The sequence below is a fragment of the Borrelia hispanica CRI genome, assembly GCF_000500065.1.
Taxonomy (GTDB): domain Bacteria; phylum Spirochaetota; class Spirochaetia; order Borreliales; family Borreliaceae; genus Borrelia; species Borrelia hispanica.
In genome coordinates this window covers 1-14,812 of the sequence record NZ_AYOU01000078.1, presented here as the reverse complement: position 1 = coordinate 14,812, position 14,812 = coordinate 1, and the positions used below count along the sequence as shown (strand labels likewise).

The window sequence follows — 14,812 nt, the reverse complement described above, 5'->3', positions numbered from 1 at the left end:
ATACTTTATTCCTCTTCATTGCTCTGATTATCATAACCCCTATTTGCAAATTCTTCAAGCTTTGATTGATTCAACCAATTTTTTACCCTCAAAATACTCTCTTCATATCTTTTTTTATTTTTATTTTCTTCTATTTTATCTAAATATCTCATAGTTTTTCCTTTGGTAACTTTGTTTATTTTAAAGGTAATATCATTTTTTCTCTCATTTTTTATTTCTTTTTTATTATTTATAATATGACTGACATTTTTAGTTGCATTTTTAGATTTATAAATTTTAACCCTTTTGTTTTGTAAATATTTTTTTTGTGTTTTCTTTGTGAATTTATATATCGCATTAGCATCATGTTCAACTATAGATTGTTTACTTTCTAGTAAACGGTTCAAGTTGTTATTGCTATATTTGTTAACAGCATATCTTATATAAGAACCATTCCCTTTACCCAATCTGATTAGTGTTTTTTCAATAATGCCATTTTTACATAAAAAGCATAAATCTTGTCTCAGTGTTCTGAGTGTTATTATTTTAATATCATCCTTTTTAAGGAAATAATTTAATGTATTTAATATTTTTGTTTGATTGTAATTAATAGCATTTTTTTGAAAGTATTTAAGCATTGATAATATTTTATAGTATCTAGTGTGATATTGTTTTAATGGTTGTGTATTAAGTTCTAATTTTTGTTTGGTCATTTAGTTTCTCCTACTACGAACTCATTTTTTCTAAATTATACATAATATTTTTCTAAATGTAAACAATATTAAAAATTATTTCATATAAATTTGATTATGAAAATTTTGCATGAATTTATTATGTTAGGATAGTTATTAATTTTCAATTTTGTAAAATGAATTTTAAAAGAAATAAATGTGTTTTTCATAATTGTATATTTAATTATTAAATTAAATTTAATATAATATATTTACATATATAAAATTAAAAATATGAATTTAAAATATAAGGAAAATATTAATGCAAAAATACGAAACATTAGAAACTATTAAAAGACAATTAAGTAACGATGAAAGAGATGCTTTAACTTTTCTTGAGGACGCTATATTGAATCCTGTTGCAGAAGAGCTGTATGAGCCATATCCAAATCGTTCTAGTGATGTCACAAGTGAAAAAGATGGTTTTAACTCATTTATTTCAGACATAGGTATTGATAAACTGAAAGAAATCTTATCAGGTATTGTTAGGACATTAAATGCAAAAAAAATAGCAGAAAGATATATGGAAGATTATGATAGTCTATCAAAAGATATACTGGCACAAAGACTACAATGTATGAAAATAGTGTACATAAAGGGTTTAAAAAGAGCGTTTTATGTTGATTTGCCTAATGATAGACTTTATTGTTTATTGAAAGTGGCAGATAGTACACATCAATTTAAAAGTATTACAAATACTATAAACTATGATAAAATAATGAAAAATCTGAGTAAGGATGAGAAAGATGCTTTGAATTTTCTTGAAGATTCTATAACAAACTCTAATCCAGATGACCCAGATGATCATAATCTTATAACACATTCAAAACAGACTTTTTATTTATTTGTATTGGAAACACATGATGTTTATAAACTTAAGTCAGCTATATCAGGTGTTGTTAAAACATTAAATGCAAAGAAAGCAGCAGAAAGGTCTCTTGAAAATTATAATCATCTAGATAAAGATATACTTTTGCAAAGATTGAAATATGTAGAAGCAGAATACATGAAGGATCTAAAAGTGATTTGCAATACTCATTCTTTTGAGGATATGCATCGTTATTTATTAAGGGATGCAGATAATTCATCTAGGTTTGAGAGTAGTATAAAAGATCTAAATTCTTATTATCGTATTTATAATGATCATTTAAAATCCTTGACGTGGGAAGAAAAAAAAGCTTTGGTTTTCTTGGGAAATTCTGTGATGAAATGTGATTCAAAAGTTTTTGGAAATAGTGATCATGCCGTAATTATAGGGAAAAGAAATTTTAATAGGTTCATAATAAACACTAATACTTCTAAACTTAAAGCAGCTATATCAAGTATTGTGAAGACATTAGATGCAAAAAAAAGAGCAGAAAAATCTGTTGCAGATCTTAATGGACTAGACAAAGAATTATTTACAGAAACGTTTAAAGGCAAAGAATCAACATACATAGATCGTTTAAAAATGATCTGCTTTAATGATTCTTTTGCACGTTTACCAAGTGAAGCAGACAACTCATCTGCATTTGCAACTATTTCAAATGATATATTATCTTATTCAGTAATCTATATGGACTCTGTGGCGGAATTGGATGAGGAAAGAAAAAATGCTTTAATTTTTCTTGAAAATTCTATCAAAACATATAGTCCAAATGGGAATCGTCAGGCTACAATTCGTTTGAAAGAGGCCTTTAATAATTTTATAACGAAAGTAAGTACTAATACACTCAAATTAACTTTATCAGATATAGTAGAAGTATTACATGTAAAGGAAAAAGTAGAAAAAGCTATTGCAAATTATGATGGACCATACAAAGATATATTTGTGCAGAGATTAAAAGAGTTGGAATCAAAATACGTTGATTACTTAAGAAATACTTGCTATCGTTGCTATTATAGGAAAATGGGCAGTGATTTCATGAAAACTTTATACGATAAATCTGAATTTGAGGATATGGAAAATAATGTAAATTTGTCTGCTGATGTTTCTAATAAGATTAAAGAAAAATTGAGCGCAGAACAGAAAGAAACTTTAGATTTTCTTGAGAAATCTTTAAAATATCCTGATCCTGATTTATATATTCCAAATTCCACTGAACTTACAATTCAGATAGTGACAAACTATAATCAATTTTTAGTAAAGGCAAAAGATAATATTAGTAAATTTGAAATAGTTTTGTTGAAGATTGCAGGAATATTAAAAGAAAAGAAATCAGTAGAAGAGTTTCTTGAAAATTGTGTTTTGCGAACAAAAGATTTGTTTATGCGAAGGTTAAATGATGCAAAAATAAAGTACATGAAATATTTAAAAAAACTTTTTATGGATTTTTATGTTGAGGATATATACAGCAATTTGTTAGGAGAAACAGATACTCCAATGGAAGTTAAAGATGTTTTGCGTGATATTATTGATGTAAATAGAGAGATACGTTCTTTGTGTAATGTTTCTAATAAGATTAGGGAACAATTGAGTGCTGAACAGAAAGGGGCTTGGGATTTTATTGGAGACTCTGTGATGTACAGTGATGAAACAAATCCAGATACTTCTGAACTTGTAATGCGAATGGTGATGAATTATGATCAATTTGTATTAAAAGCAGAAGATAATATTAATAAATTTAAAGCAGCTTTATCACGTGTTGCAGTAGTGTTAGATAACAAAGAAGAAATAATTAAGAGCCTTGCAAATTTTACCTTGCTAATGAAAGATTTGTTTATGCGAAGATTAGGCGATGCAGAAAAAAATTATATAAAGTATTTAAAAAATATTTTTGCTTCTTCTTCCATTGAGGAAATATATAGTAATTTTTCAGGAGAAATAGGTGTTGCATCAGATGTTGAAAATGTTTTTGGTGATATAAGTAAAGAGGTTCATTCTTATTGGAATTCGTATAATAAGATTAAAGAACGATTGAATGCTGAACAGAAAGGAGCTTTTGATTTTATGGAAGACTCTGTGATGTACACTGAGATAGTTGATCCAAATGCTTATCTATATGCTCCATTTATAATACAGCAAAGACAAGACCGCTATAGTAAGTTTATACAATATATAGGTAAAGATGTAGATGATACAGGTGATATTGTAAAATTTGAATCGTTGTTGTCGGATATTGCTAGTACATTAACTGCCAAGGAAAAAGTAAAAGAGGCTCTTGAAAATTATCCTTTAAAAGGAAAAGATATACTTGTACAGAGATTAAAAGCCGCAGGAAAACGATATGTGACATGTTTGAAATCTCTTTTTGTTTTGTCGCCTGAGGAGGAAAGCGGTACAAGTTCTAGTGATTTGTCAATAAAAATAGATGATTTATCTGTATATTTGTTACAAGAAGTAAATAGTGCATCTGTATTTGAGAATATTCTATATATTATAAGCTTTCATAATAAGATTATGGGTCAATTGAGTGACGAACAACAGGAAGCTTTAATTTTTCTTGAAAATGCTATAAATTCTGTAAAAATGTATGATCCAAATGATGTCGATCATTATTACCTTTCAGGTTGGGCAAAAGAAAGTTATAGACTTTTTACTCTATATTTTGATAACATTGATCATTTTAAAGCAATTTTATCAGATATTGTAGTAGTATTAAATGCACAAAAATTAGGGAAAGAAGCTATCGAAAGATATTCTGAATCAGAAAAAAATAGATTTGAACAAATATTAAAAGATGAAAAAATAAAATATATAAATTATTTATTAAGAATTTATGCTACTTCTTCAATTGACGAAATATGTATTAATTTGCTTGTAGGGAAGTATGACACATACCTATTGGAAAGCATTATTACAAATGATATGTTTCGTTATTATAATGCTTTTAATAAAATTACGGAACAATTAACCTATGATGAGAGAAATGCTTTAGTTTTTCTTGAAAACTCTATAACGAATTTTAATCCAGATACCTTAGATGATTTTAAATTTGATATTGATACAAAAGAAAACTTTAATCGTTTCACAACAGATATAAATATTTATACTCTCAAAAAAGTTTTGTTAAATGTTTTGATGACATTAAATGCAAAGAAAGTAGCAGGAGAAATTATTGTAAATCATGCTAGTCCAGGAAAAGATATTTTTGTAAAAATGTTAAGAGATGCAGAAACAGAATATGCGGAGGATTTAAGAAGTATTTTTGGAATATTGGGTGAATTGAATGGAGTGCGTAATGATTTATTAATCAGAACAGAGAGTGCACATAAATTTAATGACATTATAAAACTCATTAATTCTTATGATAAAAGTATAGAACAATTAAATGAAGCAGAAAAAGAAGCTTTAGCTTTTCTCGAAGATTCTATCACAGTATGTGACCCAAGTAATGTCTATGTTTATGATGATTATGAAGTTACAGTGCAAAAATTGAAAAATTATGTTCAATTTATAGTAAAAACAGATGATATTAGTAAACTTAGAGCGGCTCTATCAGGTATTGTGATGACATTAAATGCAAAGAAAGAAGCAGCAGAAGTTGTTAAGAATCATGCTAATCCAGGAAGAGATATCTTTGCAGAAATATTGCAATACAGAGGAATAACATATATGCATGATTTGAGAGATATTTTTAAGACATTGGATGATGAAGTACACAATAGTTTATTAAACAAAACAGACAATGTATCTGAATTTAAAAGTATCATAGAATCCATTAATTCTTATGATAAGATTATAGAACAACTAAGTGAAGACGAAAGAAATACTTTAACTTTGCTTGAAAATTCTGTAAGAATGTATAATTTAAATTTGATGAGTGATTATGGACATATAATGAGTGGAGTGAAAAGCTATATTCAATTTATAATAAAAATAAATGATATTAGTAAACTTAGAGCGGCTCTATCAGGTATTGTGATGACATTAAATGCAAAGAGAGCAGCAGCAGAAGTTATTAAAGATCATGCTAATCCAGGAAGAGATGTCTTTGCAGAAATATTGCAGGAGGAAGAAAGAAGATATACGATGATGCGCTTTAGAAAGATTTTTAATATGTCATATATAGACTATGGGACAGACGAGGCATTATCAGACAGCGCAAACAATGTATCTGCATTTAACAGTATTATAAAATCCATTAGTTCTTATGATAAGAAGATAGAACAACTAAGTGAAGATGAAAGAAATGCTTTGATTTTTCTTGAAAATTCTATAAAAATATGTAATTCAAATGATTTCTATGGTCGTGTATTTATGGTGCATAAATTGAAAAACTATGTTCAATTTATAGTAAAAACAGATGATATTAGTAAAATTAGAATGGTTTTAGCAAATATTGTGATGGTCTTAGATGCAAAGAAAGTAGCAGAAGAAGTTATTGAAAAGTATATTTGGGTCGATAAAGACAAATTTATACAAATGTTAAAAGATACAGAAACAAAATATGTAGATACTTTGAGAGGTGTTTTTAGTACATTTGATGATGCATTATATAATAGCTTATTAAGCATAACAAATAATGTATCTAAGTTTAACAGTATTATAGAAACTATTAAGTCTTATAATAAAATTACAGAACAACTGAATGAAGCAGAAGAAAGAGCTTTGATTTTTCTTAAAAATGCTATAACAACAGTGTATAATCCAGGTGATCCTGGTGATTGTGAATTTACTATTCAGACAAAACAAGTACATAGTCAATTTATAGTAAACATAGGTGATATTAGTAAAGTTAGAATGGTTTTATCAAATATTGTGGAAGTATTAGATGAAAAGAAAAAGGCAGAAGGAATTATTGAAAAGTATTCTAATCCGGGAAAAAATTTTTTTGTACAAATATTAAAAGACACAGAAACAAAATACATTAAGTATTTAAAAAATATTTGTAATACTTCTTCTGTTGATAATATGTGCCATAATTTATTGGTGATGACAATAGAGGTTTCATCTAAATTTAAAAATATTGCAGAAGCTGTTGAATCTTATAATAGTAATGAAAAAGTAAAGCAACTAAGTGCAGAAGAAAAAAATGCTTTAACATTTTTAGACTGTTCTATAGCAACACTTAATCCAGATAATTTGGGTAATGGTTTAGATTTAACATGTTGTTTTATGTGTACGTTAGGTGTCTCAGAATTTTTTATTGATACGATTGGTTTCGACATCAATATTACTCAATTGAAACAAATGCTATCAGCTATTGTGACAATACTAAATGCGAAAGAATCATCAGAGAAGGCTCTTGCAAGTTATACTGGCAAAGACAAAGACAAACTTACACGAATGTTAAAAGCTACAGAGACTAAATATAGGAAGTATTTAAGAAAAGTTTGTGTTATGTCTTCTTTTGATCAAATGTATAATAATTTATTAAGCAACGCAAATGATTCATTCTCATTTGAAGATATTATAAATTATGTAGGACATTGTAATGAGATTATAGAGCGGTTAGATAGTAGAGAAAGAAATGCTTTGGATTTTCTTGAAGATTCTATAACAAACCTTAATCCAAATGACCCAAATGATTCTAATCTTATTACTCATACAAAAGCAAGCTTTTATTTTTTAATACAAAAAATAGGTATTGATAAATTTAGAGAAGCTTTATCAGGTATTGCCACAACGTTAGATGCAAAAGAATTGGCAGAAAAGGCACTTGCAAATTATATTTGGACAGGGAAAGAGGAACTTACCCAAAGATTGCGAAATGAAGAGATAAATTATATAAAACATTTAAAAAGAATTTGCAATATATCTTCTAGTAAGGAAATGTACGATAATTTATTAAGCAAATCAAACAATGCATTCCAATTTATAATTATTGTAATTTATATAAATTATTATAGTAAAACTTATAATAGCATAATGAAATTATTGGATGATAAAGATAAAGAAGTTTTATTGTTCTTTGAAAAGTCTATAGCAAATTTTAATTCAGGGAATCCTGGTGATCATCAGCTTATAATTTATGCAAAGCAAAATTTTAATCGATTTATGTTAAAAGTTATATTAGATATAGGTATTTATGAATTCAAAGAAGGCCTATTAAAAAAATTTGGGTTAGTGTTAGATGCAAAGAAAAATGCGACTGAAGTTCTTAAAGAATATGATGATATTGGGAAAAACATACTTATACAAATGCTTAAAGAGTCAAAAGCTAAATGCTCAAAAGGTTTGAAGAGAAATTTCCTTACTGATCATTTTTATAACTCGTACGATGATATTTCACCAACCGAATACTTCTGCGGAATGGCTTTTAAAAAATTTATAAATAATATACAAAATTACCATAAAATTATGGAATCATTGAATTTAAATCAAAAGGATGCTTTTGATTTCCTTGAACAGTCTATAATGAGACTTAATTCAGATAATCTAAATGATCGTTCATTTGTAATTAGGAGGACACACAATCTTAATCGGTTTATATTAGATGAAGATGTTTCTAAATTACAGATGATTCTCTCAAAGATTATATTAACATTAAATTCAATTCAAGATGCAACAAAGGGTCTTGTAAAAAGTTATCGGGGAATGGAATTAGACAAATTCATACTAAGAAAATTCAAAGATGAAAAGATAGGATATATGAAACATTTACAAATCAGTTGTGATGACTTTGATAGTATGTACGATAATCTAGTAACCATAGATTATCCTCATTTTAAGGAGCGTTTAGCCTTTAAACAACTTATTTAATATGTTTGAATATAATTAAATTTGATGTATTTATGAGAAATAAATACATCAAATAATTAGAGTATCTGTTAACATACCTTTGCTAATTAAGGTAGTTAATGGATATTAATTTTTTAAGTCAATATAAATGCTATTGCTAAAGATATGTTGAGACAAATAAATAGTGATGAAATTATGTAAAATAATCATTTGAGAAGTACTAACAGGTAGTATGTGCAATACGTTAGTTGTCTTAAAGCTATTTTTTATTGTAAAATCTGTGTTTTATAGAATTTGATGATCAGAAATTGATTTTGAAGTTTTAATATTTAGTATAATAGTTATAATTTGAAGTGAAAAATTTAAAAAGGGGGTGGGAAATTTTGAATTTAAAATATAATGGAAAATTAATGATGTTTTGATATATGTCACTTATATTTGTTGTGTCTTTATTTAAAAGATGATAAGTATATTATGAAGTTTTTGGATATATTATACAATTAGTAAAGATGTAATATCAGTAATGTCAGAGTGTGAAGTAAAGGAATTATTTATCAGATGAGGTATATATTTTATATCGTAAAGGATCAATAAAAATTTATGCTTACTTTGATTAATACATGTACTCACAAAATAGAAAGATAAATCTTTTCTAATATCTTTGTATCTTCAACATCAACTAAATTTCACTTATTTTACTTAACAATAAATCCTCGAAATACTATAATAATTATATAAGGAGATTTTCATGGAGTATATGATGCAACCAGTAGTAACCAGGCAAATGGTATTAAATGAGCTTGTAAAAGCGGGTATTAATAGAGAAATTGCTGATGATTTGTCTTATAGATACTATAAAAATGAGCTTACTTATAAAGATATTGAGTATCTCAAAGAAAACTTTGACATAAAATTAAAACATTTAGAAGAAAAAATTTGTGACATAAAAGAAGAACTTATTAGTAGAATAGATAACAAATTCAATGAGGTTGATAATAAGATAGACAACGTAAGAAGTGAATTAAGATCAGATATTAGAGATCTTGATAATAAAATTGATACTTTAAATCATGATTTAAAGTCTACTATTAAAGAATTTGATAATAAGATGAATACCATTGAAAGTAGCTTCAATATTAAGATTGATACTAAATTTAATGAGCTTGATAATAAAATTGAAATTAACAAAATAGAACTTAATAGTAAATTAAAATTACATAATTGGATGTTTGGGACTATTATTACCATAACTGTAGGAATTTTATTGACACTGATCTTTAAATAATATATGTATTCAGTTTTGGGTTTGTAAAAGTGAATTGTCGATTTTATAATCGGAGATTTGTAAAATTATTAGTTTATATGAAATTATTATCGACTTAATTTTGAATAACTGTTGGTTTAATTTTTTGAATCACCTTAATTTTAACTTTTTTGCTTTTGTGTAACTTCTTTTTATTCTTATTATTGTTTTTTATTTGTTCTTCTAATTGTTACTTAACTACAAGTTTATTAAAAATAACCCTTTTTTCTAAATTATCAAAAAAATTTTCTTATAATTTATAGTTTTTGTTAATTTTATCCAAAATACTATTCGGAAATTGACATCTCTTTATTTCACAGTAGAACTTACCATTGTTTATTCGCTTAATTATTAATGTCGAGATTATTTTTGTATTTCTCTTTTATTTATTCTTTAACGTATAAATATACATTTTCATACGTTAATCTTTTCAAGATCTTGTTAATAATGGTGATGGGATGTAATAGCGGGGGAGTGAAGGGAGAAGGGAAAGTAGGAGGAGCATCAGGAGGAAACGGGAGAGGATTAAGTGGAGCAATGATGGAAGTAGGGAGGAGTGCAGAGAATGCATTTTATGTATTTTTGGAGTTAGTATCGGATGTATTGGGATTTACTGCTAAATTTACTACAAAGAAGAATGAGGTAGGAGGCTATTTTAGCAATTTAGGTGCTAAGCTTGGAGAAGTATCAAAAGAGTTAGAAAAATTGGCAAAAAATTCAGAGACAGGTGGAAATAAAAGTGATTTATCAAAAAATTTAATTAAAGAGGCAGTTGATGCAGCAATTGATACCCAGGAAACAATACCAGCTGATAATGAGTTAAAGAAAGCCTTTAAGGCATTTCAAGCAATATATAGATAGTTGGAATTCAACTATTGAAGGATAAGAATAGAAGGTAAATTTAGAGATGATTCTAGGTTAGGTTGCCTTCTATTTTGTTTTGGTAGGTTTGTCATAATGGAGAAGAATATTTCAAGCTAAAATTGTTATTTTTTCTTAATGAAAATAGAGTAAATGACTACTAAGTGGTCATTTACTCTATTTATTTAAGTTATTTTTTTTGTTTTGAATATCTTTTTTAATTTCACTTTCGTGTTGATCAATGCTGTTTTTTACCTTATTTTTTAATTGTACTAAGATATTTGTAATATTTTCGAAAGTAGTTTTCATATTTAGATTATAAGCTTGAAAAAGATTGTAATTCTTAGTTTGCAACTCTGAAATCCAACTTTTTACTGTGTTTATTTGTGTATTTATATCTTGTTGCATCTTACTATCATAAGAATTATACATTAATCTTATTCCGTTGTTTCCATTACATTTTTCAAGCTTTGCGACAAGATTTTCAAGGTCACTCTTTAATTGTTCTTTACTATATTTACTGAGTTTATTTCTGGAATTTGCTTTCTTTTCAGTTTCGCCAAGATTCATAGAAGAATTTGCAATAGTAGTATGAATATAAACCTGCTCATAATCTTGGTATATCTTATTAATTAATTTAATAGTATTCTCAAGAAAACTTTTTTCTTCATATTGGTAATTGTCGTCAACTTGGGTCATAGGATCATGGTATGAGCCTGATAATGCAGGGTATGAGTCAAAAGTAAATTCTAGATCTAAATTGTTAGAATAAAATTCAGTTTGCCCTTCTTCGTCTTTAAGAAGACTATTACTTGTACCACTGATTGGATAAGTAGAATTTTTATCAGTTATACTGTCGATCATACTATCACTTGTTCCATGAATAGTATTTGTATTGTCACTTATTTCAGGTATTGTGTTACTTATATCATCAATATTATTTGGGTGATAATTATCATGCAAATAATTTAAAGATTGGTGATCATCTTGACTGTTTAAAGTGCGTTTAGTTCTTGGTTTGATAACCAATACTTTTTTGGCAGACTTGCTACTTTGATTTATAGGATTTTTTTGGGGTGAATCATTTTCACCATTCACAAATTTATGAATAGCTTCTTCACTAGCATCTAAGATAGCGTTTACCTTATCAAAGAAACCATTAGATCCTTCTTGATCTTTAATGTTTAATAAATCGCAGCTTATAAAGCTTAAAAATAGAAATGAACTTAAATAGTTTAATTTCATTTTTCCTCCCTCTTTTTTGATTTTTATAAATATAAAGCATCTTAATGATTTTTGCAGTATTATCATGGTATTTAGTGTTATTCTTATTAATTTTTACTAGTTTAACAAATTTCTATAATGAAATATAAAGAATAATTTGTTAAGTGATTTAAAATAGATGTTTAAGGATTAGAAAAGGAAAATAAAAAATATTCTACGTCATTATGATTCAGATATGCAAATTACTTGGATGTGTTATATTTATAAAAATAGTATATTTAATGATAATGTAAAAATGCAACTCTAGTTTGAATATTCAGCACATAATATCATATATTTATTATTCATAAATTGAAACTACAGTTAAAGTTGCCTTACAAGAATATATTGGAGGAGAAATTTTGAAGCAACTATTAAATCTTGATTAAAATGAATATCATATAAAAGAAACATAATAATAATAAAGTATGCATGTATTTAAAAAAATAGTCTCAAGTTTAAGGAACATTTGTTAATAAAAAATTCAAATTTAACTCATTAGTTATACCGCATTTTAAAAAGAATAACCCATATCAAATCCAAATCAACCCTTAAAGCAAATTGTTGCTATTGATATTTTTATTAAGTATAAATACAAAAAATAATGAACATTATAATGTAGTTTATAACGGTATTAAAGGAGTAAGAACATAAAAGTATGAATCTCAAAATATTAATAATATTGCTAGTGTTCACAATGTTGAAAGATTAGGACATAGACTTATTATTGTTTTATTAATGCTAATGCTAATGCTGATTCTGTTGCTGGATTTAAAGGAGCGATATTAAGTGCAGTTACTAAAGCATTAGATACGTTAATTATAGCAATAAGGAGAATAATTGACATGGGACTTAAGACGGTTAAAGAAGCAAATGAAAATTAATCCTGAAGATACTCTGGTAGTTACAGAGTTGGTACTGCTATTAAACAGATCATTAAATTAAATAATAAAGTTGTTTAAGGAAAACATTTTTCTATTTATGCAGAGAAGTTGTTTTCCTGATTGGTGTTTTTGGGAATGTTATTGGTGTTGCAATGAGAGATGGTGTTAAGATGTGATGGCAAAAGTTGGTAAATTTGATAATGTTACTGCTGTTGATTTCGATTATAATGCCTACAGTTAAAGTATCGGTATTAAGTTCCGTTATTAAAGCATTAGGTTAAAGAAGGTAAATTAGTTGGGAATAATGCAAATAATGATGACAAATCAGTACAATCAGCAGGAATAAGTGCGGTAAATAAACTGTTAGTAGCAGTTTAGGATATAGTTAAAAAGACAGTAAAGAATGTGCTTGAAAAAGTAAAACAAGAAGTAGATAAAGCACGAGCTACAAAAGTAGCAAATTATCAATAAGATAGATAGTTAGATTAGGTTACTTAAAAGTGATAGTAGGAGGAGATTTAGAGATAAATCTAGATTGCCTTTTGTATTGTTATACTATTGGTGCAGTAGGTTTAATAGAAGAAAAAGTAGTATGATTTCTCTTAAAGTAGGCTTATTCTTTGAAGAAAAACAAAAAACAAAATCAGATAAATATGAATGGATAAATTACGGTTAATAAAAATATAAAATTACTGCATATTAAAAAAATAGAGCTAAAATAAGTTTTTATAACTAATTCTATTAAAATACTCATCAATATAGAATAAATTAAAACTCTTTATAATCCCGTGTAAAAACATAAAAAAATAAGAGGTTAAATATAAATGAAGATAAAATTTAAAGTGAGATATTCAGAACGTTATTTTTCCTAATCGGTTTTGGATAAATATACGATGTGATTGGCATTGTTTTAGAGTTTGATATCACAAACTTGATGTATAACTAATAAAAAAAACAAGGAGGCGAAGGAAAGGAATGAAAGAGAAGAAAGGAATAGGAAATATAGAAGAGTGTATAAGCGAGTATAGAGAGAAGGGAAGAGAGAAGGGAAGAGAGAAGGGAAGTAAAAGAGGATTAAAGGGGATAAGAATAAGAGAAGTAATGATGGTGATGGTGATGATGGTGGTGATGGGATGTAATAATGGGATGTTGGAAGAAGAGAAGGGAAAGAATAAGTTTTTGAAGTCTTTAGTGAGCTTGGGTAATGAATTTTTGGATGTTTTCACATCTTTTGGGGAAATGGTAGGGAGTGTATTGGGATTGAATTTGGAGAGTAAGAAATCGGATGTTGGGAATTACTTTAAGAAGGTTCAAGATACTGTGCAAGGGATAAAGGATGGACTTAATAAAATTGTTAGTGATATGAAGAAAGAAAAGAATCCAAATGCTGAGGCTACTGAGAGTGCAGTGAAAACATTGGTTGAGAGTAAACTAGATAAGATAATTGGTGGAGCAAAGGAGGTAAGTGAGGCAATTGGTGATGCTAGTGATCCAATTGGTAATGTTGCTGATAAGGATGCTGCTGCGGCTGTTGTTGGAGATAGTGTTAAATCTCTTATTGAAGGAATTGAAAAAATTGTAAGTGTTGTACTTGGAAAAGAAGGTAATCCTGAAGCTGGGGATGCTAAGAAGGTTGCAACTGTTGGAAATGGCAATAGGGGAGCTGCTTCTGATGGAGAAGCAGGGAAATTATTTACTGCTAATGCAGGTACTGCTGATAATGCAAAAAAATCAGTAGCTGATGCAGCAAAAGCAGTTGGGGCAGTCACTGGTGCTGATATTTTGCAAGCTATTGTTAAAGGCGATGGTGATGCTACTGCAGCTAAATTGGCTAGTGCTAAAGATGGAACAATAGCAGGAGCTATGGCATTAAGAGCGATGGCAAAGGGAGGTAAATTTGCTGGTCCTAATGATAATAATAATGCTGATTATACTGCTGAGATTAAAGGAGTAGCATTAAGTTCAGTAATTAAGGCATTAGATACATTGACAATAGCAATAAGAAGTACTATTGATGAAGGACATAAAAGTGTAAAAGAAGCAATGAAAATTAATACTAATGATACTCCTGTAGCATCTGAAAAGAGTGGTTCTGGTGATCAAAATAAATAGGCAAAGTTATATAAGTAAATAATAAAAATAAAGTTATAAAGAGGAAGATACTAAGAGTTAAGCTTTTGGTATCTTT

General features: G+C 27.5%; 5 protein-coding genes and 3 pseudogenes. 6 read left to right on the top strand and 2 right to left on the bottom strand.

What is annotated here, in order from left to right; genetic code table 11:
* Positions 1 to 5 precede the first annotated feature (5 nt).
* Positions 6 to 692, bottom strand: coding sequence for a plasmid maintenance protein (locus tag U880_RS0101995; protein ID WP_024654560.1), 687 nt, complete (start codon positions 690 to 692; stop codon positions 6 to 8).
* 280 nt (positions 693 to 972) lie between these two features.
* On the opposite strand from U880_RS0101995, the gene U880_RS0101990 reads away from it, so the two are divergent.
* The 3 genes and pseudogenes from U880_RS0101990 to U880_RS11700 form a co-directional block, all read left to right on the top strand.
* The gene (locus U880_RS0101990) at positions 973 to 8,334 is read left to right on the top strand and encodes a BTA121 domain-containing protein surface lipoprotein (RefSeq protein ID WP_024654559.1); all 7,362 of its coding nucleotides are present in this window, start codon (positions 973 to 975) and stop codon (positions 8,332 to 8,334) included.
* 727 nt (positions 8,335 to 9,061) lie between these two features.
* On the top strand, positions 9,062 to 9,598 hold the full coding sequence (bdr, locus tag U880_RS11705) for a Bdr family repetitive protein (protein ID WP_024654558.1): 537 nt from the start codon (positions 9,062 to 9,064) through the stop codon (positions 9,596 to 9,598).
* Positions 9,599 to 10,063: 465 nt separating this feature from the next.
* Positions 10,064 to 10,399 (top strand): annotated as a pseudogene (locus U880_RS11700) (variable large family protein); the annotation flags it as partial.
* A 255-nt stretch (positions 10,400 to 10,654) separates the two neighbouring features.
* Here U880_RS11700 and U880_RS0101975 read toward each other — a convergent pair.
* Positions 10,655 to 11,722 carry a hypothetical protein gene (locus U880_RS0101975; RefSeq protein ID WP_024654556.1) on the bottom strand — a complete coding sequence of 356 codons (1,068 nt, stop codon included), beginning with the start codon at positions 11,720 to 11,722 and terminating at the stop codon, positions 10,655 to 10,657.
* Between the two features lie 755 nt (positions 11,723 to 12,477).
* Here U880_RS0101975 and U880_RS11695 point away from each other — a divergent pair.
* The 3 genes and pseudogenes from U880_RS11695 to U880_RS0101970 all read left to right on the top strand — a co-directional run.
* Positions 12,478 to 12,685: pseudogene (locus U880_RS11695) on the top strand (variable large family protein); the annotation flags it as partial.
* A gap of 215 nt (positions 12,686 to 12,900) precedes the next feature.
* Positions 12,901 to 13,095 (top strand): annotated as a pseudogene (locus U880_RS11305) (variable large family protein); the annotation flags it as partial.
* Positions 13,096 to 13,725: 630 nt separating this feature from the next.
* On the top strand, positions 13,726 to 14,736 hold the full coding sequence (locus U880_RS0101970; RefSeq protein ID WP_235047983.1) for a variable large family protein: 1,011 nt from the start codon (positions 13,726 to 13,728) through the stop codon (positions 14,734 to 14,736).
* Positions 14,737 to 14,812 lie beyond the last annotated feature (76 nt).